Genomic DNA, 24,350 nt, shown 5'->3' with positions numbered 1-24,350 from the left:
GTAAGATCTGGTTTGTGACTGCCGCGATCTTTGTCGTGGCAATGGGAAGAGTTGCCTCCGCCGAAGACGTCGGTGATCCGACTGCCGTCAAGTCCGAGGACGGAAAGTATCTGGACAAGGATGGAAACCCGACCTTCAAGGTGGCGCCCGATGGCACCGTGGACTGGTACACCTATTCCGGATTCCGCCGCTATCATTCGGAGTGCCATGTCTGCCACGGTCCCGACGGCATGGGATCGACTTATGCTCCGGCGCTGGCGAATTCGCTGAAGACGATGAGCTACGCCGACTTCCTCGGCACGGTCGCGAGCGGACGCAAGAACGTCAACACGGCTCAGGAAAACGTGATGCCGGCATTCGGCGATAATCCGAATGTTGCCTGCTACATGGACGACCTCTATGTGTACCTGCGCGCCCGCGCCAACAACGCGGTCCCGCGCGGCCGGCCAGCCAAGCACGAAGACAAGTCGGAAGCCTACACAAAGGCGGAAGACGCCTGCATGGGCAACAACGACAAGAAGTGAGCGTGGCCGGCGCGGATGACAACCCTATGAGTGTTTTGGAGAGATCAAGATGAAAACGCGCGCCGCAGTCGCATTCCAGGCAAAGAAGCCGCTCGAGATTGTCGAGCTTGATCTGGAGGGACCCAAGGCCGGCGAGGTCCTCGTCGAGATCAAGGCGACCGGCATCTGTCACACCGACGCCTACACGCTTGACGGATTCGACAGTGAGGGGATCTTCCCCTCGATCCTCGGCCACGAGGGAGCCGGCATCGTTCGCGAAGTCGGCGCCGGCGTGACGTCGGTCAAGCCGGGCGATCACGTGATCCCGCTCTACACACCCGAATGCCGCCAGTGCAAAAGCTGCCTGAGCCAGAAGACCAACCTCTGCACGGCGATCCGTGCCACCCAGGGCAAGGGCGTGATGCCCGACGGCACCTCGCGCTTCAGCTACAAGGGGCAGACCATCTACCACTACATGGGTTGCTCGACCTTCTCGAACTTCACCGTGCTACCTGAGATCGCGGTGGCAAAGATCCGCGAAGACGCACCGTTCGACAAGAGCTGCTACATCGGCTGCGGCGTCACCACCGGCGTCGGCGCGGTCGTCAACACCGCCCAGGTGACCCCGGGCTCCAACGTCGTCGTATTCGGTCTCGGCGGCATCGGCCTCAACGTGATCCAGGGCGCCAAGATGGTCGGCGCCGACAAGATCATCGGCGTCGACATCAACGATTCGAAGGACGCCTGGGGCCGCCAGTTCGGCATGACGCACTTCGTCAATCCCACCAAGGTGAGCGGCGATATCGTGCAGCATTTGGTGACGCTGACCGACGGCGGCGCCGACTACACCTTCGACTGCACCGGCAACACCAACGTGATGCGCCAGGCGCTGGAAGCCTGCCATCGCGGCTGGGGCGTCTCGGTGGTGATCGGCGTCGCGGAATCCGGCAAGGAGATCGCAACCCGGCCGTTCCAGCTCGTCACCGGCCGCGTCTGGAAGGGCACTGCCTTCGGCGGCGCGCGCGGCCGCACCGACGTGCCGAAGATTGTCGACTGGTACATGAACGGAAAGATCCAGATCGATCCGATGATCACTCACGTGCTGAAGCTCGAGGAGATCAACAAGGGGTTCGACCTGATGCACGAGGGAAAATCGATCCGCTCGGTCGTCGTGTTCTGAAATCAAAACACCAAGCACTAGGAGGATAGGCCAATGACTGTTCATATCCACCCATCGGTCGACAACGGCGTCAAGCAAGGCTCCGGCAACTTCGCCGGCGGCACCCTGGTCTGCAAATGCGCGGACAAGCCGGTCAAGGTCGGTATCAAGGGAGACGTCGCCCACAACCACGCCTGCGGCTGCACCAAGTGCTGGAAGCCCTCGGGCGCGATCTTCTCGGTGGTCGCGGTGGTGCCGCGCGAGAACGTCACCGTGCTGGAGAACGGCGACAAACTGCAGATCGTCGACACCGCGGCGGTGATCCAGCGCTATGCCTGCAAGGGCTGCGGAACGCATATGTATGGCCGGATCGAGAACAAGGGCCATCCGTTCTACGGCCTCGATTTCATCCATCCCGAGCTGTTCCAGGAGTCCGGCTCGGCGGCGCCCGGATTTGCCGCGTTCGTGTCCTCCGTCATCGAGTCCGGTGTCAAGCCGACCGAGATGGCTGGCATCAGGGCGCGGTTGAAGGAGCTCGGGCTCGAGCCCTATGACTGCCTGTCGCCGGCTTTGATGGATGCGATTGCCACCCACGTGGCGAAGGCCAAGGCGGCCTGAGCGGCTTCGCTTGACGAAATCCCATGCCGGCGGCTGCCGCCGTCGGCATGGAATGATCCGCGAGAGCGCTTCGAGCGACGTGGACACTGGTCCGCGCGCGGAAGGCGTGTCAAGGCAGGAATCTTGAGCCCCGGTCCTGATTCAACCAGGACCGAGGCTCCGGTACCCCGTGACTGGTGAACCTTGCATGCTCTGCGGACGACCACAGGGCATGCATTTTTTTGTTCGGCTTTCCCTTTGTCTCGCCCCGATCCTGTCGCACGCCAACGCCGCGTCGCCGGCACTCCTGGAAACGGCCCTGGGCCCATAGTGTCACGCGCCGGTTTGATCGACTGACGGCCGAAGCCTATCCTCCCCGAAGGGTCTTGTGTCCCAGGGAGACGCCATGAACATCGCCATCAACCCGTTTCGCATTGCCGTCAGTGACGATGTCCTTGACGATCTCCGCACCCGGCTGCGCCGGACGCGCTGGCCGGAGGCGGAGCTGGTCGACGACTGGAGCCAGGGCGCGCCGCTGCGATGGATCAAGGACATCTGCCGCTATTGGGCCGAGGATTATGATTGGCGCCAGCGCGAGGCGCGGCTCAATCGTTTCAGCCAGTTCACGACCGGGATCGACGGGCTCGATATTCACTTCATCCATGTCCGCTCACCGCACCCGGACGCCAGGCCGCTGATCATCACGCATGGCTGGCCGGGATCGGTGGTCGAATTCCACAAGGTGATCGAACCCTTGACCGACCCGACCGCGCATGGCGGCGTCGCCGCCGACGCCTTCCATGTGGTGTGCCCGTCGCTGCCGGGCTTCGGCTTCTCCGCCAAGCCGACCGCGACGGGGTGGGGCGTCGATCGGATCGCCAAGGCGTGGGCCGTCCTGATGGAGCGGCTCGGCTACATTAGCTATTTCGCGCAAGGCGGCGATTGGGGCTCGGCGGTCACGGCCGCGATCGGCGGGCAGGATGCGGCGCATTGCGCGGGCATCCACATCACGCTTGCGATGTCGACGCGGCCCAATGTCGAGGGACAGCCGACGCCGGAAGAGACCCGCGCGCTCAACGGCATCAAATACTATGCCGACTGGGATTCCGGATATTCCAAGCAGCAATCCACCCGGCCGCAGACGCTTGGCTACGCGCTGACGGATTCACCCAGCGGGCAGGCGGCGTGGATCCTGGAAAAGTTCTGGGCGTGGACGGATTGTGACGGGCATCCCGAAAACATCCTCAGCCGCGACGAGCTGCTCGACAATGTCATGCTGTACTGGGTTACCGCGACGGCGACATCGTCGGCGCGGCTTTATTGGGAAAGTTTTGGCGCGAACAAGCGAACCGTGCACAAGGTGACGGTGCCGACCGGCGTCGCGGTCTTTCCCAGGGAGATCGTCACCCCGGTGCGCAAATGGATGGAGGCGAGCTACACCAACATCCAGCACTGGAAGGAGATGCCGAAGGGCGGGCACTTCTCCGCATTCGAGCAGCCTGAGCTGTTCGTCCGCGAAACGCGCGAGTTCTTTGGCACACTGCGCTGAGATGGCTGCGGCCGGGCGAAGCGCAAAAGGCGCGCGGGCCGACCGGGTGCGCGAGCGCCGCAAGGAAGCGGAAGCCGCAACCCGTCGTGGTCATAGCGAGCGGAGCATGCGGCGTCAGGTGAGAGTCATTCGGGCGAGGTCGTGGATTCCGAGCGCCTGCTCGAGTGCTCCAACCTGTGCCACGTAGCGCTCGAAGCCGTCCTCACCGAATTTGCGCCGCTCGTCGCGCTCGAAATCCTCCGCCATGGCGTCGAATTCGTGCGGCGAGACGATGCTCCTGAGCTTCGGAAAGAGCTCCGTATCTTCCCGCGCCTCGTGCGGCCGATACATGGCAATGAAGCTCTGCAGGCTCGTGATCACGCGGCCCCGGCTTTCCCCTGGCGCCCGGCTTGCCGGCGCAAGCACGAGAATCGTGTCGGTGAGACGGCGGCCGGCCTGATGCTGCTGGTAGAGCACGTCGACCAGCTCGACCATTTGCCCCGCCTTGCGAAAGCGGGGAAAGAGCTGCTGCTCTTCGTTGCGCTCGTGATAGTCTTCGATGAATTCATGCACGATCGTTGCCGCGCGAGACAGAACGCCAACATCGAAATCCTCGCCCCGGGTCAGCTTTTGCAGACTCGCTTCGTAGACCAGCAACACGCGGTTGAGCACGCCGCGCTCTCGCAACAGATCTTCGGGAGGCGTCACCTGCGCGGCCTGATCGGCTTCCGCCGCGTGCGTGCCGGCTGTGCTCGCGATCAACAATCCCGATGCGGCATGAATGAGTGCTCGTCGGTGTAAAGCGGGCTTCATCTCTGAACCCCCTGCTGGCCGTACTGCGCCTTCACGGGCCCGAGGCGTGGCGGGCTCAACCAAACTGGCCTGTCGCGGCGTAGTTCCTTGATCCTTGCCTACGGCTAGGAACTGACCCTTGGAGAAGGTGTTGTAGCCGCGATCATCAACAAGGAGTCACGCCCGTGCGCCAGGCGTTGTTTGCGCTCACGCGTCTTCTTGCCCTGACGGTAGTTGCAACCGCGTGCGGCGCCGGCTTCTGCTTTGCGGCGGGCGATCCCGTGAAGGGCGCCGCGATTTTCGCCCGCGAATGCGCGCTTTGCCACACGATCGGCAAGGGAGAACCAAATCGCTTTGGACCCAATCTGTTTGGAATCACCGAGCGCAAGGCCGCCACAGCGCCCGGATACGCGTATTCGCCGGAATTCATCACGATGGCGATCTGGACCTGGAGCCCGGACGTCATCGCATCTTTCGTCGCTGCACCCAGCCTCATGATTCCCGGCAACAGGATGTCCGTGTTCCAGGGCGTCCCGGATGCAGAGATTGACGATCTCATCGCCTATTTGGCGGCCCAGAAATAGAGGCGCCCATGAGACTGCCGACAGGGTTGCTCGGAGCCTTGGCCATTGTTCAACTGTTCGTGTGCCCGGCGTCGACACAAGAGGCTGCTCCGGTCGAAATCGGCGCGCACGATATCGGCGGCGTCGTCAAGAGTGCGAACGGACCGGAAGGCGGCGTCTGGGTGATCGCCGAGACGAGGGATCTCGGCACGCGCTTCGCCAAGATCGTCGTCACCGACGATGCGGGCCGCTTCGTCATTCCGGATCTACCAGAGGCGCACTATCAGGTCTGGGTCCGCGGCTATGATCTTGTCGACGCGCCGAAGGTTGCGGCTGAGAGAGGGCAGCACGTAAACCTTGATGCGGTGATCGCGCCGGATCGCGCCGCGGCGGCGCAGTACTATCCGGCGATCTACTGGTTCTCGCTGCTCAGGCCGCCCGCCGCCGACAGGTTTCCCGGCACCGGTCCGAACGGCAACGGCATTCCAACTGAGTTCAAGACCCGCGATCAATGGCTCGACGTGATCAAGACGAACGGCTGCGGCAACTGTCATCAGATCGGAAATTATGCCACGCGCACGATGCCGCCGGCGTTCGATCATTTTCAATCCGGAATTGCCGCATGGGCGCGCCGCCTGCAGTCGGGGCCCGGCGGGACTACGATGGTACACACCATGGGCCGGTTGCTGACGCCTGATGGCGGGCACCTCGCTGCGCTCGCGGACTGGACCGACCGCATCAAGGCGGGCGAGCTTCCGAAAGCTGCACCGCCGCGTCCGGCCGGTATCGAGCGCAACCTCGTCGTCACGGTGCGCGACTGGCTCGATCCGAAACATTATCTGCATGACCTCCTGGCGACCGACAAGCGCCAGCCGACCGTGAATGCCAATGGACCGCTTTATGGTGCGACCGAGCTTTCCAGCAATACGATGCCCGTGCTCGATCCCCTGGCCAATCTCAAGCGTGTCGTCCCTGTGCCGGTCCGCGAGCCGGAGCATACGCCGAGCTCGGCACTGGCGAATCCGGTGTTCGCATCCTCGCCCTATTTCGGGCGCGAGCAGGTTTGGGACAGTCAGGTCAACGCTCATTCGCCGGCGATGGATCGGGAAGGGCGCGTCTATTTCACCGCGCAGGTGCGGCCGCCGACCGAGGTCCCCGCCTATTGTGGCAAGGACTCGCAGCTCCGCTCCGCACAGCTCTATCCGCTGACGACAAGGCCCGAAAGGTTCAGTCAGAACTCCCGGCAGGTGACGGTGTATGATCCCCGCAACGGGAAGTTCACATTCATCGATACCTGCTTCGGCACCCAGCACCTGAACTTCGCCGAGGACGACGCCAACACGCTCTGGTTCAGCAACAATACGCAGGGCAAGAACGCCGTCATCGGTTGGGTGAACACGAACAAATTCTGGGCGTCCGGCGACGCGGCGGCGTCACAGGGCTGGAGCGCGCTCGTGGTCGACACCAACGGCAACGGCAAGCGCGACGAGGGCTATAACGAGCCCGGTCAGCCGGTTGATGCCGCCAAGGACACGCGCATCGCGCTCGGGCTCTATGGCATCTTCGTGAGCCCGCTCGATGGCGCGGTCTGGGGCTCGAGCCTGCCGCATCCCGGCTATATCATCCGCATCGATCCCGGAACGAATCCACCCGACACGGCGCTCGCGGAGGTCTACAAGGTGCCGCTGCCCGGCTACGGCATTCGCGGTATGGACGTCGATCGCAACGGCGTCGTGTGGGTGCCGCTCGAGAGCGGCCACATCGGCAGCTTCGATCGGCGCAAATGCAAAGGACCGCTCAACGGTCTCGGCGCCGAGACTGGCGACAAATGTCCGGAAGGCTGGAACTTCTACCCGCTGCCGGGCCCGCCGTTGCAGGGCGACACAGGTGCGGCCGAAAACCCATACTACTTGTGGGTCGATCAGCACGATATCCTGGGACTCGGCGCGAACACGCCGATCGCCACCGGCAATCAGTCCGACTCCCTGCACGCGCTGGTGAATGGCCACGTCGTCGAATTGCGAGTGCCCTATCCGATGGGCTTCTTCGCCAAGCAGATCGACGGGCGGATCGACGATCCCGCTGCGGGCTGGAAAGGCCGCGCACTCTGGGTGAGCTCCGGCAACCGCACACCCGTTCATATCGAGGGTATCGATGCGCCTCATCCGGGCGCGCCGGGCGCGACCGAGGCAACACGGTCGAGCCCGCTGGTGGTACAATTCCAGTTACGTCCGGACCCGCTGACTCATTAGGGTGGCTTGCGTCGGTCGGAGCGCAAACAGGTTGTTGTGGCGGCGGGATTGCGGATCGAGCCGGCATTGTCGCTTCCATCGGCGACCGGAACATGTGGATCGCTACAGCGACAGCGCACGCCAGCTTTATGAACCAGCCCATACAAGATCGAAATGAGAGCTGAGTAGCAATTCGATATCGGTTGGCGTGTCGCTAACGCTATCGCGGAGAGCAGTCGACAACTGTTGATAGCGATGGCAGGAGATGCACTCGTTTGAGCCAGTGCCTTGCTTCCCAGGCCTCACAGATTCGCAAGCCAGAAGCCCCATCGACGGGTCTTGAGGGACACGCTAAGAATGAAGCGTAAGGATCCCTCGGTTTCGGCCGTGAAATCAGCGAGAATACCACCAGCATGACGTTCCCATCCAACCGCCACAAGCGGCTGTTCATAGTCATCTCCGCGCGTTGGCAACGGCGGGCCATTTTCCTGCTGGGCGGCATTGCGGTTGGTGCTGCGGCTGTCGCGCTCGCACAGCTCGCCGATGTGGCACAGATTGCGTTTTCCACGCTGGTGTCGCATTTTCGATATGCCTCGCTTGTGGTGGCGCCGGCTGGATTTGCGCTGTCGGTATTCTTGACCAACCGCCTGTTTCGAAACGCCCAGGGCAGCGGAATTCCGCAGGCCATCGCGGCACGCCATTTGACAGATCAGACCGCGCGCGAAGGTCTGGTCTCGCTGCGGATTGCAGCCGGCAAGATCATCCTGACCCTGTTGGGCCTGCTATGTGGCGCGTCGGTCGGGCGCGAGGGGCCCACCGTTCAGATCGGCGCCTCGATCATGTTCGCGATCGGCCGCTTCTCGCCGCGCCGTCAACCCGGCTTGATTCTTGCCGGTGCCGCGGCCGGAGTCGCGGCGGCCTTCAATACTCCGCTGGCCGGAATCGTATTCGGCATCGAGGAAATGAGCGGCGCGTTCGAGACGAGAACCAGCAGCCTGATTATCGGCGCGGTGATCGCTGCCGGTCTTACCTCGCTCGCACTGATGGGCAACTACACCTATTTCGGCACCAGCGCGATGGGCTTGCGCAACGGCATCGACTGGATGGCTATCCCCGTCTGCGGCGTGGTCGGAGGCCTCGCGGGTGGTCTTTTCAGCCGCATCCTGATCATGATGGCGCAAGGGTTCTCCAATCCGGTGGGGAGGGCGATCAAGCGCTACCCGGTCGGCTTTGCCGCGGTGTGCGGATTGGCGGCTGCGATCTGCGGTCTCGCCTCCGACGGGGCGATCTACGGCACCGGATATTCGCAGGTCAAAGCCGCTCTCGAAGGCGGAGCGCCGGTGTCGTCGAGCTTCAGCGTGTTGAAGTTCCTGGCGACGACGTTTTCGTCGATCAGCGGCATGCCGGGCGGCATCTTCTCCCCCTCGCTCGCGGTGGGCGCAGGGATCGGCTCCAACATCGCGGCGCTGTTTCACGGTGCGCCGCTGGCCGCGATCATGCTGCTCGGCATGGTTTCATATTTCGCAGGCGTCGTTCAGGCCCCCATTACCGCTTTCGTGATCGTGACTGAAATGACAGACAACCACGCGATGGTCGTGCCACTGATGACCGCTGCGTTGATCGCTCACGCCAGTTCGCGCTTGATTTGCAAGGAGGGGATCTATCACGCGCTCGCCAAGGGCTTCATCGAGCGGGCCTCGCCGGCGCCAAAGACGCCTCCAGCTTGAATTTCTGCTCCTGCCGAGGCCCAAGCTTCACTGACCATCGGCGCGTCGGCCCACGGGGGGATGGATCGGATGCTGCCCAAGTCGGTGGTCGACGCCGCGCTTAGCCGTAGCGGGATTGCGAGATTCTCGCTCGGGAGCGCGCGAGTGCTTGGCGTCGGAATTCATCCGGGCGGAAGAGGTGGGCAGCGATCACCCGCGTCAGACTGTGTCGTGTGTCGTTGTAACGCTGCGAGGCGATCGAGCTGGCCGGCAAGCCCCTTGAGACTTCGCGAGATGTTCTTCATGACTGCGACGCAGTCGTGCGAAAGGCCGGACTGTTCGGAGCGACGCTTGTATTCTGCCGCGTACCTCTCGCAATCCTTTCCTGTCAACATGGCGCGCACTTCCAATGGTGGAATTGAACTATATATAAAATTGGCCGGCATGGGCGGGTAACATTTGCGATAGATCAAAACCGAAAATGCGGGGCAGTTTAGAGCGCCTTGTCGCACGGCGCCTGCGACAAAGTAACCCGACGGGCAATTTTTCGTTTCGCGTTTGACCCAACTCAGCAGTCTAATGCCTCTGTCTCACCCGCTTGAGGGGCGCTTCGCGATCGTCACGAGTGTTGGGTCGAGATGCGGTGGACGCGGAGTGCGCAACTGACGAGTGCGCATGAAGCGGACGGTGAAGTCGTGTGGTTCCGACGCCCCAGTGGCAGGTGTCTCCTCGCTAAGCACGCGAACGCGTCTTTGCGAAGACGGTGACAAAAAAGCCAAGTCTCGCCGGGGGGAGCACGAAGTAAGCCGTAAACCATCGCGCAGGGAAAGCCGGGATTGCTCCGGTTTCACCTGTGGTCCTACCTCCCGTGCTTTCCATTTGCACGGGACCCATGGGTGCGATCGGCACCCGGCTTTCCCTGCGCCCTCTGCTCGATGAGAGGGCAGAACGAAATGCAAAACTCGGACAAATCATGTTGCGAGAATGCGGACCCATATCCTCTCAGTCGTCATGCTCCGCGCATGCGAGGCATCAAGTACGCCGCGGCCTCTCGGTTCAAGTCCCGGCGTCACTGGAGTACTGGATCACCCGTATGCACGGAGATGACATCGTGGACAGACTCACTGATACGTGCAGAGGAACGCCGGACCTCAATTCCGGAACGAGGGATCCACGCGGTCGAGCTTGCGCAGCAAAGCGGGCCAGGCGAGTTCGCCGTTGCGCGCGGCACGGCCGGGCTTGGGCAGCATCCGCTCATAGGTGTCTTCGAGGATGTTCTGCGGCGGATAGACCCGCTTTGTGTTGCAGGACAGGGCCATGACCTGGGTCTGGCAAGCGCGTTCGAGGCGGAACAGCACGTTGAATGCGGCCGGCACGGTGCGGCCGACGACCAGCAGGCCGTGGTTGCGCAGGATCATCGCCTCGTTGTCGCCGAGGTCGCGGACCAGCCGCTCACGCTCGTCGATATTGTCGGCGATGCCTTCGAAGTCGTGATAGGCGATGTGCAGGAAGCGCATCGAGGTCTGCGCAATCGGCAGCAGGCCGCATTCCATCGCCGAGACCGCCATGCCGGCCGGCGTGTGGGTGTGCGCGACGCAGTCGATGTCGTGCTTGGCCATGTGGATGGCGCTGTGAATGACAAAGCCCGCGACGTTGACGTCATAGTCTGTTGCGTTGAACAGCGTGTTGCCCTCGACGTCCACCTTGATCAGGCAGGACGCGTCGATTTCTTCGTAGAGCATGCCGTAGGGATTGATCAGGAATTGGTCTGTGGTGCCGGGAACGCGGCAGGAGATGTGGTTGGCGATCATCTCGGTCATGCCGTACATCGCCGTCAACCGGTAGCAAGCGGCGAGATCGACGCGGGCCTGCCATTCCTCTGCGCTCACCTGATCGCGAACCGATTTGACGACCTTGATCGCAGGCGAACTGACGGGCGGGTTCATGCGTTCTCTCCTGAAGAAATGGGCGGGCCGAGGCCGCTGATTGGACGGAAAGATAGCAGAATTCGCCTGAGGGGAAGCCGGACCTCGTCAGTTATTTGCAGGTCTGGCGGGCAAAATCCGAATGCGCCATTGGCGCGCGCCGGGATCGATGTCAGTATGCAGGAAAAGAGCCGAGGCGCCCAAAATGAGCGATCGCAAGATACGTATCGCCGTCCTGCAATTCTCCCACGAAACCGTCTCCTTCCTGCCGAACGAGACCACGCGCGACGACTTCATCTATCCGGGCTCGCCGGCCAAGGGCGAGACGTTGCTGCGCTCCGATCCCACCAACTACATGCGTGGCTCACCCAGTTCTATCCCTACGGCAATCCGGGCTTTTCCGTGTGACGGCGAGGAGCGATATTATGACTGACGGCCGCTATCGCCTGATCGGATCGACCGCGTCACCTTATGCGATCAAGCTGCGCGCGCTGATGCGCTACCGGCGGATTCCGCATGACTGGGTCATCATGACCAAGGCATTGCGCAAGGCAACCGCGCATCTGAAGCCGATGCTGATCCCGGTGCTGCAGTATCCCGACGGCAGCTATCGCGGTGAGACCACGGCGCTCGCCCATGATCTGGAAGCGCGGCATCAGGGACGTTCGGTGATCCCTGCCGACAAGGCGGTCGCCTTCGTCTGCGACCTGCTCGAGGACCTCGCCGACGAGTGGGCGGTGAAGGCGCTGTTTCTCTATCGGTGGTGGGATCCGGAGGACCAGGCCTATGTTTCGCGCTGGGCCGCCGAGGAATGGTCGACATCGGACGCCGAGACCGGCAGCCCGGAGGAGATCGAGGAGTTCCGCGCGCGGCAGATCTCGCGCATGGTCATTCTCGGCGCGACCGCCGAGAACAAGCCGCTTCTGGAGGAGAGCTACCGCCGCATCCTCGCGGCCTTCGAGCCGCATGTCGGCATGACGAACTATCTGTTCGGCAGCCGGCCGTCGCTGGCGGATTTTGCCTGGTTCGGACAACTGAGCGAGATGGCGACGGATCCCACGCCGATGCGGATCATGCGGCAGCGGGCGCCGTTCACCGATCATTGGGTGCGGCGGCTCGACGACGCATCGGGCGTCGAGGGAGCCTGGTCTCCGCGTGAGCAGGCGCTCGGCGGGTTCGCCGAGGCGCTGCTGCGGATCGCCGGCGAGCTCTATTTGCCGTTCCTGGTCGCCAATGCGGAAGCCCATGCAAAGGGACTCGACCGGCTCGAGATCAACGTCTGGGGCCTGCCTTACGCGCTGGCGCCTTTCAGATATCAGGTCAAGTGCCTGCAGCAGCTGCGCGCGAAGTTCGCCGCGCTCGACGGCGCCGATCGCGCCGCCTTGAGGGGCGTACTCGAGCGCACCGGCTGCTGGGCCGTCCTGGACGGAGGGTGATCGTCAAGCCTGCGGAAAGTCCTTGCGCAGCGCGATCTCGGCGGCGTCGGTAGGTGACTGCACATTGCTGTCGAACGCCACCTGGCGCTCGGCCACGATGTCGTAGAACGAAATCTGGTTGCGCGGCTCTCGATGGTCACGTCGGCCGCGAGGCTAGCCAAAGAGGGTGAACAGATTCGAAACGGGCGTGGTCGGTGTTCCCAGCCGAGTCTACTTGCGATGCCGGCTTCCGAGCGCGATCGCGATTGTCTCCGGGCGTTCGATCCGTTCGATCAGCATATCGATGCGGTCGCCACCCCAGAACAGCTCGCCGTTGAACACCATGCTCGGAACCCCGAACACGCCGAGCGTTTCGGCCTCGTCGATGATGCGGTCGTGCTCCGCGCGGGCGGGCCCGCGGACATAGGCCTCGAAGTCGCCGGCGGAGCCGCCAATCGAGGAAATCACGCCGGCAATCTCGGCGAGGTCGTCGAGCTCCAGCTCATGGTTCCAGAACCGCCGGAACACCGTGTCGTGGTACGGCCTGAACAATCCATGGCGCTGCGCGAACAGCATTCCGGCGCTGGAATAGAACGCGTCGTAGATCCGGCGCGGGCCCTTCATGACGAGGCCTTGTGCGTTGGCGAAGCGCCGCGCGTCCATGTAGGAGTAGCGCACCTTGCGCCAGAAATGCGGCGTCCGCTCCTCGACCGTGCCCATGAATTCGGGAATGCGCAGGGTGTACGGAAGCCATTCCAGTTCAGCGCCGTATCTCTCCTCGAGCTCGAACAGTCGCTTGTTGGCGACGTAGGCATACGGACTCTTGTAGTCGGTGTAGATGCGTACCAGCGGCTTTTCCATCATCGATCCTCGCTTGCTCGAGAGGATTGTTCCCGATCGGAAGCGACGACGCAAATGCGAGGAGGCGATTCCCGACAGGACCGCGCAAACGAACGGGCCCCGGTGCATTCAAGCATCGCGGGGCCCTGCAACTTCGTTTTAGCGAAGGATGTCTGGTACACACCAGTAGCACTTCCGGACGCAAAGCGCTTGGCCTTTGCGCTCACGTCCTGCGGATATGTTCAGATTGTCGGCGGCGCAACGTGGCTAGCAGCTGCTGTTCGCTTCAACGTGCGCCGAGACCTTGCCGCTGAGCAAGGTCGCTGGCTTTCGCCGGTGGCGTCATGCTCCTCTCCAAGGGTGGTCCGACGGACATCTGTCCGCTTCTACTGCGTGCCGGCTGACCACATGATCCGCCGTCATTTCCTGCGAGGCGGGGAGCAGCCGCTCCGGCACCTCAACAGGTGCATTGCGCAAATGCTGCGGCAGATGTCGCGACCTGTCAAGTTAAGGAGAAAGCGATTCAGGTCAGGCTTCCTGTCAGGCTTTGGTCTGACGATAGTGACCGAAATCCGGATCGTGGGTCATTCTCCAGTAGTCGACGAACCGCCACGGCATCGCCGAGAACACCCGCCCTCGGCTGTTGCGGTAGTAGGTCGTCATGCCCGGATGTGTCCAGATCAACTGCTCATGTTCGGCGTCGACCTCGCGGACATACTGATCGTGCGCGTCAGGACGCACGTCGATGGCCGCGATGTCGTTCTCGATCATCTCGACCAGACAGGCGGAGATATAGCGGCTTTGGCATTCCGACTGGAAGATCACGCTGCCGCCATGCGCCGGTCCCGAATTGGGCCCGAGCATCAGGAAGAGGTTGGGAAAGTCCGGCACCGTGAGTCCGAGATAGGCGGTCGGATTGTCGTCGCGCCAGACCTGCTTGAGGGTCTTGCCGTCGCGCCCGGTGATATTCAGTCGCGCGGCCATCTCGGAGACCTTGAAGCCGGTCGAGATCACGATGATGTCGTGCTGCCGCAGCCTGCCGTCGGCGGCGACGATGCCTTCCGGTACGAAGCGGTCGATCGTGTCGGTGACGAGTTCGACATTCGGCTTGGTCAGCGTCTTGAACCAGTTGTTGTCGAGCAGGATGCGCTTGCCGTAAGGTGGGTAGGTCGGTACGCATTTCTCGATCAGGTCGGGACGATCCTTCAGCTCCGCCAGGATGAAATCGGTCAGTTCCTGCCGATGCCGGTCATTGCCCCTGTTGACGGCGCGGTCCGGATACGGCCAGGCCGGATCCTTGCGCAGGAACGGCAGCAAACCGTCGCCGTAGCGCCAGAACATGTTGAAGCGGTACCACTGCACATAGAACGGCAGATGCGCGAGCAGCCACTGCGCGCCGTCGGCGATCGGGTCGGAATAGCCCTTCACCGGGCGCGCCCATTGCGCGGTGCGCTGATAGACGGTGACCGAGGCGACGCGGTCGGCGACCGACGGCACGAGCTGCATCGCGGTCGCACCGGTGCCGATCACCGCGACATGCTTGCCGTCGAACTTGATGTTGTCCGACCACCGCGCCGAATGGATTTTCAGGCCCTGGAAATCCTCATCCCCTTTGAAACGAGCCGGCGAAGGATCGTTGAGCTGGCCGATCGCGCTGACCAGCGCGGTCGACTCGAAAGTCTCTTCGCCGTTGTGTGTCTTGAGGGTCGAGATCCAGCGCCGCTTGCCCTCATCCCAGCGCGAAGCGACGAGTTCGGTGTTGAGGCGGACATTCCTGCGGATGCCGTATTCGCACACGACCTTGAGCAGATAGTCGAGCAACTCCTGGCGCTGCGCGAAGTAGCGCGTCCACGGATTGCGGGCGCCGAACGAGAAGGAATAGGAGTGGTTCGGCGTATCGACGCCGCAGCCGGGATAGCGGTTGACGTACCAGGTGCCGCCGATCTCGTCTTCCTTCTCGACGATCGTGTAGGGGATGCCGAGCCGTCCGAGCGCAACGCCGAGCGCAATCGCGCAGACGCCCGCGCCGACGATCAGAACATGCTGCTGCGCCAGCCTCTCGTCGGTGGGGCGCTTGCGCCAGCGCGCGTCGCGGGGAATGAAGCCCATCTCTTCCCGCATCAGCGGTGCATATTCCGGCGCAACGTTTTCACCAAGCGTTGCCCGCATCATCCTCAGCATCAGCTCGTTGCCGGGATCAGTGATGACGGGCGTCGGCGTGCCGTGCGCGAACAGATTGAGTACGGCCGCACGGATCTCATCCTGGATCTCCTTCGGCACGCCGGCGTCGGGATCGGGGATCAGGCGGACGTCGCGCTTCGGCTTGTACGGGGGCTCCAGCCACTTCTCGTCGCCGGTCATATGCACCAGCACCATCAGCAGCACGCGGATATCGCCTTCCGCGATGGCGGAGGACAGATCGAGGGTCTTGCGCGGAAGCTCGATGTTCATGCGTTGTTGTTCCTAGCTGACCGGCGCGTCCGGCAGGCCGCCATAGGCCGCCCAGGTGGTGCCCGCGATGTAGCCGGCGTCGACCGGCAGGTTGATGCCGGTGACGCCGCTGCTCAGGGGCGACAACAGCCAGGCGATCGCCTGCGCCACTTCCATCGGCTCGATCAGCCGGTTCATGGCGGTCGGGCGCGCGAGCATGTCCTTGTTCAGGGCGCCCGATGCGATGCCGGCCTCGAGCGCCGCGGTGCGAGTGAAGCCGGGCGACACCGCGTTGACGCGGACGCCGACGCGGCCCCATTCGGCGGCGAGTGTCTGTGTGATCTGGATGACGCCGGCCTTCGCCGCCGTATAGGCATGGATCGGGCCCGAGGTCATGCCGGCGACCGAGGCGACGTTGACGATCGCACCGTGTCGCCGCTTCGCCATCCCGACGCCGACGCTGCGCGCGACCAAAAAAGTGCCGCGCAGGTCGATATTGACCTCGCGGTCCCACTGTTCCATCCGCACCCGCTCGATCGAATGCATCTTGCCGAACACGCCGGCGGCGTTGACGAGGCCGGTGATCGGACCATGCGCCTTCTCGATATCGGCGACGCCGGCGACGACGGCACTTTCACTCGCAACGTCGAACGGCGCCGGCCAAAGGATGGCCGTGGTTCCGACCAGCGGTTCAGGTGCGACATCGACGATGACGACGCGATGGCCCTGATCGGCAAGCAGCGTCGCCGTCGCCGCGCCGATGCCACGGCTGCCGCCGGTGACGAGGATGGTGCCGTCAGCGCTCATGACTTTCGTTCCTTGCCGCTGGTGGCGAACAGGCCGCGCGTCACCAGCTTCTGGTAGGCGGAGATGACGTAATCGGGCACCGCGGTGACGCCTCGTTCGGAATACGAGTAGCGGCGGCTGAGATAGCCCCGCGCACCCATCAACACCTGAACGATGGCCTCGAACTCCTCATCGCTGAACGTGTTGGTGGCTCCCGCAGCCCGTGCACGCTGGAGGATCCGCACATAAGCGCTCGAGATGTTGTCGAAGTGCTTCTGATAGCCGATCGGCGCGAAGAACTCGGCCTCGTTGAGGATGCGCAGGAACTCCGGCACCTCGCGGATGAAATCGAAGAATGCGCCAAAGCGCTCGATCTCCTGCCGCGCGGCGTCTGCAGTCCCGGTGCGTGCCCGGATGAAGCGCACCATGTCGAGGCCGATTTTCGGCAGCAACTGGTCGAGCAGCTCCTGGCGGTTCTCGAAATGATTATAGAAGGTGCCTTGCGCGACACCGGCGGCTTCGGTGATGCGGGCGACGGAGGCTTCGGCGTAGCCGTATTTGCCGACGACCTTGGTTGCGGCGTCGAAGATCTTCTGCTTGGTCCAGGCGTTGCGCTCGACCCGGTTGAGCTTTGTTACCTTGGCGGATGTGGCTTGCATCATGCGATGGCCTCGAGTTCGGCGCGGAGAACGCGCTTGAGCACCTTGCCGGATGGGTTGCGCGGCAGGCTGTCGCGAATGATCAATTGCTTCGGCACCTTGAAGCCCGCGAGCCGGATGCGGCAGTAGTCAGTAAGAGCGAGCAGGTCGAGCCTTGCGTCGTCTGCCAGCACCACGACGGCAACCGGCTTTTCGCCCCAGCGCTCGTCGGGGAGGCCGACCACGGCGACCTCGCGCACCTCAGGCATTTCGTAGATGACGCGCTCGACCTCGGAAGAGGCGATGTTCTCGCCGCCCGAAATGATCATGTCCTTCTTGCGGTCGGTGAGAAAAAGGAAGCCGTCTTCGTCGAGATAGCCGATATCGCCGGTCCGGAACCAATCGCCGAAGAACGCGGACGCCGTCTTCTCCGGGTCCTTCCAGTAGCCTTGGGTGACCTTCGGACCGCGCAGGCAGATCTCGCCGTTCTGACCAGCGGCCACACGCTTGCCGGCGTCGTCGCGGATTTCGATCTCGACATGGGCGATAGCACGGCCGGTCGAGCCGATTTTCTCGATCTCGCGCCCCGGCTCCATGAACGTGTCGCCGCCGCAGCTCTCGGTGAGGCCGTAGGCGTCGATGTAGCGTGCGTTCCTGAAATACTCCGAGAAGGCGCGGATCCGCACCTCCGGCGTCTTCTCGCCGCCGCCGATCGCCCATTGCAGGCTTGAGACGTCGTAGCGCTCGCGGTTCGGGCAGGTGAGCAGGGCCGTGGTCATGACAGGCGCGAACCACGCGGCATTCAGCTGCTCTCGCTCGATCGCGGCGAGCGCCGGTTCGGGCTCGAACGCCCGATGGATGCACAGCATGCCGCCGTGCCAGAGCACGGCGATGCCGGGCAGGTCGAGCGCGCCGACGTGATAGAGCGGACCGACAACGAGCAGGCGCGTGTCCGCATTCAATCCGAGCACCAGCGTCTGGTCGGCGGATTTCCAGTAGATGTTCTCATAGGTGAGCATCACCCCCTTGGGGCGATCGGTGGTGCCTGACGTGTACATCAGCCGCATCAGGTCGCGCGGTTGGCACACATGCATCGGCGCCGGCGCGATGTCGGGCGCAAGGCTGGTGATGCTGGATTGCGTGACTTCGTCGAGCAGCACCACGGGCACGCCGCCCGCCGCGATCGCCGCAAGCTCCTCGTCCGCGATCAGGAGGCGCGCGCCGGAATTGCCGACGATGTAGCCGACTTCGTCGGCCGACAGGCGATAGTTGATCGGCAGGAACACCGCGCCGATGTGGCTTGTCGCAAACACCAGTTCGAGAAAGGCGGCGCTGTTCTTCATCAGCACGGCGACGACATCGCCGGCACCGATGCTGCGTGCGGCCAGCCAGCCGCCGACCAGCCTGATCCGCAGGTCGAAGCTCGCATAGGAGATATCTTCGCCGCGATATTTCAGCGCACAGCGATCCGGCGTCCGCTTGGCATGAAAGGCGATGAAGCTGGAAAGATTGATCATTCGCCGCTCGACGAGGCCGGTTGCCGGCCGGTTTTTTCCCTGAATGAACTATGACTCGTAATTCATATTTGGCTTGACGTCACCCCCCTTGCTCTGAAAACATCGTGGACACGGAGACGGAACGATCTCCAACAGGGATTTGGGAACGCGAACCCGACAGGGAGGGGAGAATGAAGAGAACGCGTAAACCGGGCGTCAGCCGGCGTGCGACTCTCGCGCTGATGGGCGCCGGTGCGGCGACCTTGGCTGCGCCATGGGTGGCGCGCGCACAGGCCAAGACGATCAAGATCGGCATGCCGACCATCCTGTCGGGTCGGGTGGCACAGCTCGGAACCTCCTCGCGCAACGCGGTGCTGCTGGAAGTGGAGAAGGTCAATGCGGCCGGCGGCCTTGCCGGCCGGCCAATCGAGATGGTGATCCGCGATTCCAAGGGGCAGCCGCAGGAAGCCGCCCGCATCGCGCGCGAGCTCGTCAACACCGATGGCTGCGAGATGCTGCTCGATGGCGAGGCGTCGTCGGGCTCGTTTGCAGTTCACGAGGTGGCGCGCGATCTCGGCGTGCTCTGCATCCACACCTGCTCGGAGGCCTCGTCGCTGACGGCCGACCCCAAGCAGCACATCCCGAATGCATTCCGTTGCGTCCGCCAGGGCATTCACGACTCGATCGTCGGCGGCAGCTATGCGGCATCGATCGCAAAGGCCAAGGGGCTGAAGAAGTGGGCGACCTGTTCGCCCGACTATGCCTATGGCCGCGACACCACCGGCGAGTTCGTGCTGTATCTTAAGAAGTTCGCGCCCGATGTCGAGGTCATCAGCGAATCCTGGCCAAAGCTGTTCCAGCCCGACTACACCGACGTGATCACGAAGATCCTGCAAGCCAAGCCGCAGGCGCTCTATTCCTGCCTGTGGGGCGGCGATCTCACCTCTTACATCGACCAGGCCAACATCTATGCCATGTTCGCCCAGATGGAGGTGTTCGCGGTCAATATGGCCGACTACACCGCGCTCACCGTGGTGAAGAACCTGCCCAAGGGCATCCACTCCGGCGACCGCTACATCAAGACGTTCCCGCCGACACCGGAGAATGCGGCCTGGGGCGACGCCTACAAGGCGAAGTACAACGAGTATCCGACCAACTGGTCCTGGCAGAACGCAACGGCGGTCATGTTCCTCAACGAGGCCGTCAAGAAGGCGAATTCGACGGACGGCAAGAAGGTCGCGGAAGCACTGACCGGACTGACCATCAAATGTCCGTTCGGTGCCGATGGCACAGTCACCATGCGCGCCGACGACCATACGCTGGTCGGCTATGCGATCGGGTGGGGCACCACGATTCCGCAGGAGCCTTACGTGCCTGACGTGAAGGCCGGTGACTGGAAGACCATCTTCGAACTCGAGGCCGAGTGGAAGAAGAGCAAGGGTTACACCTGATCCGCATGCCAGGCGGGACAGCGATGGGCTGTCTCCGCCGGCCATCAGATGCTTGTCGCGCGCCGGCGTTGCGGCCGCCGTAATGGATGACTTCCCGTGGACCTCGACGCGCTCGCCAGTTGTTTCGCCAGTCCCGCTTGCCTGGTGACTCAAACCACCAGCGGCCTGATCATCGGCATGCTGCTGTTTCTCGTCGCCGTCGGGCTCACCCTGATCTTCGGTGTGCTCAAGGTGGTCAATTTCAGCCACGGCGCCTTCTACATGTTCGGCGCCTATTTCGCGATGACCGCCTACCAGCTCACGGGCAGCTTTGCGCTGGCGATGCTGTGCGGTGCTGCGGGCACGGCGATCCTCGGCCTGATCTTCGAGCGCGCCTTCATGAGCCGGGTCTACGGTGCCGACGTCCTGATGCAGCTGCTGGTTTGCTATGCCTTCGTGCTGATCTTCGATGACGTCGTCCGCATGATCTGGGGGCCGGAATTCAAATCGATGGGCATGCCGGCCGCATTCCAGGTCGCGCCGCTGTTCATCGCCGGTGGCGTGGTGCCGCCATATTATCTGCTGCTGATCGGCGTCGCGCTGGCTGCTGCCGTGGTTCTTGGGCTCGGGCTGGCGCGCACCAGGATCGGCAAGGTGATCCGCGCCGCGGCACATAATCCGGGAATGGTGTCCGCACTCGGCATCAACACCGGATTGATCTATGGCGGTGTGTTCGCGCTCGGAGGCATGCTGGCGGGGTTGGCTGGCGCGCTGGCAGCGCCCGTGCGTTCGTTGACGCCGGGCATGGGGTTCTCGGTACTGATAGAGTCCTTCATCGTCACCGTGATCGGCGGCATGGGCTCGATCCTGGGCGCGCTACTCGGGGCACTCCTGATCGGCCTGATCCGCTCATTCGGATCGCTCGGCTTTCCGCTGTTCACCGAAGGGCTGATGTATCTCTTCATGGTGATCGTGCTGGTGTCGCGCCCAACCGGCCTGTTCGGCAAGGAGGCCGCATGACCGAATTGCAGGCCAGTGAGGGCGCTCGGGTCGTCAAGGTGCCCCGCATCGATGCCAGACCACAACGCTTTCGCGATATCCTGATCGCGCTCGCGGCCTTCGTCGTGCTGGCGCTGCTGCCGATGCTCTTCGGCAGCAAGCAACTGCTCGACTTTGTGATCCGCTGCGCGGCCTATGGACTGTTTGCGACCTCGCTCAACCTGCTGGTCGGCTACACCGGGATGATTTCGTTCGGCCATGGCATGTTCTTCGGCCTGGGCGCCTATGGCTTCGGCCTGATGATGCAGAAGACCGGCGTGTCGATCCCGGTGGCCTTTGTTGCAACTCTGGCGATGACGTTGGTCGTTGCCGCCGTGATCGGCGCGATCTGCGTGCGGCTGAAGGAGATCTATTTCGCCTTCGTCACACTGGCGTTCCAGATGCTGATCCATTCGACCATCCTGTCGTGGCAATCGCTGACCGGTGGCGATCAGGGCCTGCGCGGCGGCATTCCGCGACCGCCATTCCTCGGCATCGATCTGTCGCACCCCCTGCATCTCTACATCGCGAGCTGTGCGTTGCTCGTGATCGGCCTGCTGCTGATGCGCCAGATCGCGCAGTCGCCATTCGGTTATACGCTGCGCATGATCCGCGACAACCCGACGCGCGCGAGCTTCATCGGAATCAATGTCTGGCGCGCGAAGCTGGTGATCTTCGTGATTGCGGCGCTGTTCGCGTCGACCGGCGGCATGATCATGGCGCTGTTCGTTTCCGGCGCCTATCCCGAATTTGCTTACTGGACGATCTCGGGCGAGGGCATCTTCATCAACATGCTCGGCGGCGTCACCACGTTCCTTGGGCCGATGGTCGGCACCGTGCTGCTGCTGATCCTCAACGACACCGTCACCCGCCTGACCGAATATCACGGCATCGTATTGGGCATCGTGATCCTGTTCTTTGCTATCGGCCTGCGGAGGGGGCTGATGGACTTCGTCGTCGAATGGTACGTCCATCGTCGCAGTGAAACCTCGGAGCGCGCGCCATGACGACAAAGGGACGGGTCAGCGTGGTCACCGGCGGCGCGAGCGGCATTGGCGCCGCGTGCGTCCGTGAGCTTGCAGCGTCAGGCGATCTGGTGGCGGTCGTCGACCGTGACCTAGCCAAGGCGCAGATGGTTGCGGCCGAGGCCGGCGGCAAGGCGTTTGCCGCCGATGTCGCGGACGAGCGCAGCGTCGAGGCCTGTGCCGCCGCGGTCGAGCGGGACTGCGGTCCGGTGGAAGTGCTTGTCAACAGCGCCGGGATCATCCAGGTGCCGGTTCGGCCGCACGAGCTACCGATGACATCGTGGGACGATGTCGTGCGCGTCGACCAGCGCGGCACTTACGTCGCCTGCGTTGCCTTCGCGCGGCAGATGATCGCGCGCAAGCGCGGCAGCATCGTCAACATCGCCTCGATCGCCGGCATGCGGTCGATGCCATTGCACGCCTATGCGCCCGCCAAGGCCGCCGTGATCGCCATCACGGAATGTTTGGCGGCCGAGTGGGGGCCGTCTGGAATCCGCGTCAACGCGGTGTCACCTGGCTACACGCTGACGCCGGCGCTGAAGAACGCGATTGAGCGCGCGGAGCGGGACGTTTCCGCCCTGGCGGCCAATGCGGCCCTGCGTCGTCTGGTCGATCCTGCGGAGATCGGCCGTGTGGTCGCATTCCTGGCATCGAGTGCCGCGTCGGCCATGACCGGGGCCAACGTTCCGGTCGATTGCGGCTGGCTCGCCGCCACCTCGTGGAGCACCTATGGCGGCTTGCGGGAGGCGAACGGCTGACCATGCTGGAGATCCGCTCCCTCTCGAAATCGTTTGGCGGCGTCAAGGCAACCGACAACGTCTCGCTCGACTTTGCCGACGGGTCGCTCACCGCCGTGATCGGTCCGAACGGCGCCGGCAAGAGCACGTTCTTCAACCTGATCACAGGCGCGCTGAGGCCGGATGCCGGCCAGATCCTGCTCAACGGCGTCGACATGGCGGGCAAGGCGCCGCCCGAGATCGTGCGTCACGGCATCGGCCGCGCCTTTCAGGTTGCGAGCATCTTCCCGTCGCTGACGGTGGAGGAGACGATGCTGGCCGCGGTCTGCGCCGACCAGCGCCGGGCCGGCGTGATGCATCGCCGCTTTCCTTTGGCCGAGACGCGGGACCGCGCCGAGCATGCCATGGAGCTGCTCGGCCTCGTCAACAAGCGCAACAGAACCGCCGCCACGCTGTCGCACGGCGACCAGAAGCTGCTCGATATCGCGCTCGCGCTGGTGCTCGAGCCGAAGGTGCTGCTGCTTGACGAGCCGACCGCAGGCATGGGCCCCGAAGAGCGCTGGCGCATGATCGACAAGGTGCGCGAGCTCTGGGAGAAGCAGAAGATCACGGTCGTGTTCATCGAGCACGATATGGACATCGTGTTCAAGATCGCACCCGAGATCGTCGTGCTGTGCTACGGCCGGATTCTGGCGACCGGCACGCCGGACGCGATCCGCCGGAACGATGCTGTGATTGAGGCCTATCTCGGCAGCGAAGACCATGCGGGAGCCGTCACATGAGCGCGCAGCCGGTGGTGCAGGTCGAGGACCTCGACGTCTACTACGGCACCAGCCAGATCCTGTTCGGCGTCGGCCTGTCGGTGCGGCAGGGCGAGACCATGGCGCTGTTGGGACGCAACGGCGCTGGCAAGTCGACGACCATGAAGGCGATCATGGGACTGGCGCCCGCGCACCGCGGCAAGGTGACCTTGCGCGGCAATGTGGTGTCGGGGATGAAGCCGCATCACATCGCGCGGGCCGGGCTCGGCTTCGTGCCGGAAGACCGCCAGATCTTTCCCGAGCATACGGTCGAGGACAACCTCGTCATCGGCCAGAAGAAGGGCCCGAACGGCGAGGACGAATGGTCGATCCGTCGCGTCTATGATGTGTTTCCGCTGCTGGAGCCGCTGCGGCACCGGATCGCCGGCCGGCTGTCCGGCGGTGAGCAGCAGATGCTGGCGATCGCTCGCACGCTGATGGGCAATCCGGTGCTCCTGTTGCTGGACGAGCCGAGCGAGGGGCTGGCGCCGATCATCGTGCAGCGAATCGGCGACCTGTTGCGGCAGCTCCGCGGCACTGGTGCCACGGTATTGATCGCCGAGCAGAACATGCATTTTTGCCTTGGCCTTGCGAGCCACGCGACGGTTATCGACAAGGGCCAGATCGTCTACACATCCTCCATCGAAGAGCTCAAGGCCAACGACGATATTCGGCAGCGCTATCTCGCGCTGTAAGGCCCTTCGCGAGCTG

General features: G+C 63.4%; 22 protein-coding genes. 15 read left to right on the top strand and 7 right to left on the bottom strand.

From position 1 onward, the window contains the following. The first annotated feature begins 41 nt into the window (after positions 1-41). The 4 genes from MTX23_RS25345 to MTX23_RS25330 all read left to right on the top strand — a co-directional run bounded on the left by MTX23_RS25345 (position 42) and on the right by MTX23_RS25330 (position 3,808). Positions 42-524, top strand: coding sequence for a c-type cytochrome, methanol metabolism-related (locus MTX23_RS25345; RefSeq protein WP_280978181.1), 483 nt, complete (start codon positions 42-44; stop codon positions 522-524). A 49-nt stretch (positions 525-573) separates the two neighbouring features. Further along, positions 574-1,683, top strand: coding sequence for an S-(hydroxymethyl)glutathione dehydrogenase/class III alcohol dehydrogenase (locus MTX23_RS25340; RefSeq protein WP_280972936.1), 1,110 nt, complete (start codon positions 574-576; stop codon positions 1,681-1,683). Positions 1,684-1,716: 33 nt separating this feature from the next. Beyond that, positions 1,717-2,280: an S-(hydroxymethyl)glutathione synthase gene (gene gfa, locus MTX23_RS25335; RefSeq protein ID WP_280972935.1), complete on the top strand. Its 564-nt coding sequence runs from the start codon at positions 1,717-1,719 to the stop codon at positions 2,278-2,280. A gap of 385 nt (positions 2,281-2,665) precedes the next feature. After that, positions 2,666-3,808, top strand: a complete 1,143-nt coding sequence (locus MTX23_RS25330; protein ID WP_280972934.1) for an epoxide hydrolase family protein — start codon at positions 2,666-2,668, stop codon at positions 3,806-3,808. A 114-nt stretch (positions 3,809-3,922) separates the two neighbouring features. On the opposite strand, the gene MTX23_RS25325 is transcribed toward MTX23_RS25330, so the two are convergent. Then, on the bottom strand, positions 3,923-4,663 hold the full coding sequence (locus MTX23_RS25325; protein WP_280972932.1) for a hemerythrin domain-containing protein: 741 nt from the start codon (positions 4,661-4,663) through the stop codon (positions 3,923-3,925). A gap of 101 nt (positions 4,664-4,764) precedes the next feature. On the opposite strand from MTX23_RS25325, the gene MTX23_RS25320 reads away from it, so the two are divergent. The 3 genes from MTX23_RS25320 (at position 4,765) to MTX23_RS25310 (ending at position 9,100) form a co-directional block, all read left to right on the top strand. Further along, on the top strand, positions 4,765-5,163 hold the full coding sequence (locus tag MTX23_RS25320) for a c-type cytochrome (protein ID WP_280972930.1): 399 nt from the start codon (positions 4,765-4,767) through the stop codon (positions 5,161-5,163). Between the two features lie 8 nt (positions 5,164-5,171). Then, the gene (locus MTX23_RS25315; RefSeq protein ID WP_280972928.1) at positions 5,172-7,394 is read left to right on the top strand and encodes a carboxypeptidase-like regulatory domain-containing protein; all 2,223 of its coding nucleotides are present in this window, start codon (positions 5,172-5,174) and stop codon (positions 7,392-7,394) included. 392 nt (positions 7,395-7,786) lie between these two features. Then, positions 7,787-9,100, top strand: a complete 1,314-nt coding sequence (locus MTX23_RS25310; RefSeq protein WP_280972926.1) for a chloride channel protein — start codon at positions 7,787-7,789, stop codon at positions 9,098-9,100. 1,130 nt (positions 9,101-10,230) lie between these two features. On the opposite strand, the gene MTX23_RS25305 is transcribed toward MTX23_RS25310, so the two are convergent. Next, on the bottom strand, positions 10,231-11,025 hold the full coding sequence (locus MTX23_RS25305; RefSeq protein ID WP_280972925.1) for a class II aldolase/adducin family protein: 795 nt from the start codon (positions 11,023-11,025) through the stop codon (positions 10,231-10,233). A 184-nt stretch (positions 11,026-11,209) separates the two neighbouring features. On the opposite strand from MTX23_RS25305, the gene MTX23_RS25300 reads away from it, so the two are divergent. Both MTX23_RS25300 and MTX23_RS25295 read left to right on the top strand, forming a co-directional pair. After that, a complete protein-coding gene (locus tag MTX23_RS25300) occupies positions 11,210-11,437 on the top strand; it encodes a M81 family metallopeptidase (protein ID WP_280972923.1) in 228 nt (75 codons plus the stop codon). Next, positions 11,430-12,440 carry a glutathione S-transferase N-terminal domain-containing protein gene (locus MTX23_RS25295; RefSeq protein ID WP_280972921.1) on the top strand — a complete coding sequence of 337 codons (1,011 nt, stop codon included), beginning with the start codon at positions 11,430-11,432 and terminating at the stop codon, positions 12,438-12,440. The genes MTX23_RS25300 and MTX23_RS25295 overlap by 8 nt, the downstream gene beginning before the upstream one ends. Before the next feature lie 210 nt (positions 12,441-12,650). On the opposite strand, the gene MTX23_RS25290 is transcribed toward MTX23_RS25295, so the two are convergent. The 5 genes from MTX23_RS25290 to MTX23_RS25270 all read right to left on the bottom strand — a co-directional run bounded on the left by MTX23_RS25290 (position 12,651) and on the right by MTX23_RS25270 (position 18,630). Then, positions 12,651-13,280 (bottom strand): DsbA family protein, encoded by a 630-nt coding sequence (locus MTX23_RS25290; RefSeq protein ID WP_280972919.1) that lies wholly within the window; start codon positions 13,278-13,280, stop codon positions 12,651-12,653. Between the two features lie 519 nt (positions 13,281-13,799). Then, complete coding sequence (locus tag MTX23_RS25285; protein ID WP_280972917.1) at positions 13,800-15,710, bottom strand: NAD(P)/FAD-dependent oxidoreductase; 1,911 nt, start codon at positions 15,708-15,710, stop codon at positions 13,800-13,802. A gap of 12 nt (positions 15,711-15,722) precedes the next feature. Then, positions 15,723-16,496, bottom strand: coding sequence for an SDR family NAD(P)-dependent oxidoreductase (locus tag MTX23_RS25280; protein ID WP_280972915.1), 774 nt, complete (start codon positions 16,494-16,496; stop codon positions 15,723-15,725). Continuing rightward, the gene (locus MTX23_RS25275; protein WP_348637578.1) at positions 16,493-17,134 is read right to left on the bottom strand and encodes a TetR/AcrR family transcriptional regulator; all 642 of its coding nucleotides are present in this window, start codon (positions 17,132-17,134) and stop codon (positions 16,493-16,495) included. Before MTX23_RS25275 ends, MTX23_RS25280 begins: the two co-directional genes overlap by 4 nt. Next, positions 17,134-18,630 (bottom strand): AMP-binding protein, encoded by a 1,497-nt coding sequence (locus MTX23_RS25270; RefSeq protein WP_280972911.1) that lies wholly within the window; start codon positions 18,628-18,630, stop codon positions 17,134-17,136. The genes MTX23_RS25275 and MTX23_RS25270 overlap by 1 nt, the downstream gene beginning before the upstream one ends. A gap of 170 nt (positions 18,631-18,800) precedes the next feature. Between MTX23_RS25270 and MTX23_RS25265 the strand changes: the two genes are divergently transcribed. From MTX23_RS25265 to MTX23_RS25240, 6 genes are all read left to right on the top strand, one after another. Then, on the top strand, positions 18,801-20,060 hold the full coding sequence (locus MTX23_RS25265) for an ABC transporter substrate-binding protein (protein ID WP_280972910.1): 1,260 nt from the start codon (positions 18,801-18,803) through the stop codon (positions 20,058-20,060). Between the two features lie 96 nt (positions 20,061-20,156). Continuing rightward, positions 20,157-21,059 carry a branched-chain amino acid ABC transporter permease gene (locus MTX23_RS25260; RefSeq protein WP_280972909.1) on the top strand — a complete coding sequence of 301 codons (903 nt, stop codon included), beginning with the start codon at positions 20,157-20,159 and terminating at the stop codon, positions 21,057-21,059. Further along, positions 21,056-22,084 carry a branched-chain amino acid ABC transporter permease gene (locus MTX23_RS25255; RefSeq protein WP_280972908.1) on the top strand — a complete coding sequence of 343 codons (1,029 nt, stop codon included), beginning with the start codon at positions 21,056-21,058 and terminating at the stop codon, positions 22,082-22,084. Before MTX23_RS25260 ends, MTX23_RS25255 begins: the two co-directional genes overlap by 4 nt. Further along, positions 22,081-22,860 (top strand): SDR family oxidoreductase, encoded by a 780-nt coding sequence (locus MTX23_RS25250; protein ID WP_280972906.1) that lies wholly within the window; start codon positions 22,081-22,083, stop codon positions 22,858-22,860. Before MTX23_RS25255 ends, MTX23_RS25250 begins: the two co-directional genes overlap by 4 nt. Positions 22,861-22,862: 2 nt before the next feature. After that, positions 22,863-23,621: an ABC transporter ATP-binding protein gene (locus tag MTX23_RS25245; protein WP_280972904.1), complete on the top strand. Its 759-nt coding sequence runs from the start codon at positions 22,863-22,865 to the stop codon at positions 23,619-23,621. Beyond that, positions 23,618-24,334, top strand: coding sequence for an ABC transporter ATP-binding protein (locus tag MTX23_RS25240; protein ID WP_280972902.1), 717 nt, complete (start codon positions 23,618-23,620; stop codon positions 24,332-24,334). The genes MTX23_RS25245 and MTX23_RS25240 overlap by 4 nt, the downstream gene beginning before the upstream one ends. The last annotated feature ends 16 nt before the right edge of the window (positions 24,335-24,350 follow it).

It is taken from the genome of Bradyrhizobium sp. ISRA436 (assembly GCF_029910015.1).
Classification (GTDB): Bacteria; Pseudomonadota; Alphaproteobacteria; order Rhizobiales; family Xanthobacteraceae; genus Bradyrhizobium.
This window is presented reverse-complemented; position numbering and strand designations above follow the sequence as displayed.

Coding starts and splice junctions, on each gene's coding strand:
- MTX23_RS25280 (WP_280972915.1), bottom strand. CDS start 16,496: ATGAGCGCTGACGGCACCATCCTCGTCACCGGCGGCAGCCGTGGCATC.
- MTX23_RS25250 (WP_280972906.1), top strand. CDS start 22,081: ATGACGACAAAGGGACGGGTCAGCGTGGTCACCGGCGGCGCGAGCGGC.
- MTX23_RS25255 (WP_280972908.1), top strand. CDS start 21,056: ATGACCGAATTGCAGGCCAGTGAGGGCGCTCGGGTCGTCAAGGTGCCC.
- MTX23_RS25270 (WP_280972911.1), bottom strand. CDS start 18,630: ATGATCAATCTTTCCAGCTTCATCGCCTTTCATGCCAAGCGGACGCCG.
- MTX23_RS25340 (WP_280972936.1), top strand. CDS start 574: ATGAAAACGCGCGCCGCAGTCGCATTCCAGGCAAAGAAGCCGCTCGAG.
- MTX23_RS25300 (WP_280972923.1), top strand. CDS start 11,210: ATGAGCGATCGCAAGATACGTATCGCCGTCCTGCAATTCTCCCACGAA.
- MTX23_RS25310 (WP_280972926.1), top strand. CDS start 7,787: ATGACGTTCCCATCCAACCGCCACAAGCGGCTGTTCATAGTCATCTCC.
- MTX23_RS25245 (WP_280972904.1), top strand. CDS start 22,863: ATGCTGGAGATCCGCTCCCTCTCGAAATCGTTTGGCGGCGTCAAGGCA.
- MTX23_RS25285 (WP_280972917.1), bottom strand. CDS start 15,710: ATGAACATCGAGCTTCCGCGCAAGACCCTCGATCTGTCCTCCGCCATC.
- MTX23_RS25330 (WP_280972934.1), top strand. CDS start 2,666: ATGAACATCGCCATCAACCCGTTTCGCATTGCCGTCAGTGACGATGTC.
- MTX23_RS25305 (WP_280972925.1), bottom strand. CDS start 11,025: ATGAACCCGCCCGTCAGTTCGCCTGCGATCAAGGTCGTCAAATCGGTT.
- MTX23_RS25290 (WP_280972919.1), bottom strand. CDS start 13,280: ATGGAAAAGCCGCTGGTACGCATCTACACCGACTACAAGAGTCCGTAT.
- MTX23_RS25295 (WP_280972921.1), top strand. CDS start 11,430: ATGACTGACGGCCGCTATCGCCTGATCGGATCGACCGCGTCACCTTAT.
- MTX23_RS25315 (WP_280972928.1), top strand. CDS start 5,172: ATGAGACTGCCGACAGGGTTGCTCGGAGCCTTGGCCATTGTTCAACTG.
- MTX23_RS25265 (WP_280972910.1), top strand. CDS start 18,801: ATGAAGAGAACGCGTAAACCGGGCGTCAGCCGGCGTGCGACTCTCGCG.
- gfa (WP_280972935.1), top strand. CDS start 1,717: ATGACTGTTCATATCCACCCATCGGTCGACAACGGCGTCAAGCAAGGC.
- MTX23_RS25345 (WP_280978181.1), top strand. CDS start 42: ATGGGAAGAGTTGCCTCCGCCGAAGACGTCGGTGATCCGACTGCCGTC.
- MTX23_RS25240 (WP_280972902.1), top strand. CDS start 23,618: ATGAGCGCGCAGCCGGTGGTGCAGGTCGAGGACCTCGACGTCTACTAC.
- MTX23_RS25275 (WP_348637578.1), bottom strand. CDS start 17,134: ATGCAAGCCACATCCGCCAAGGTAACAAAGCTCAACCGGGTCGAGCGC.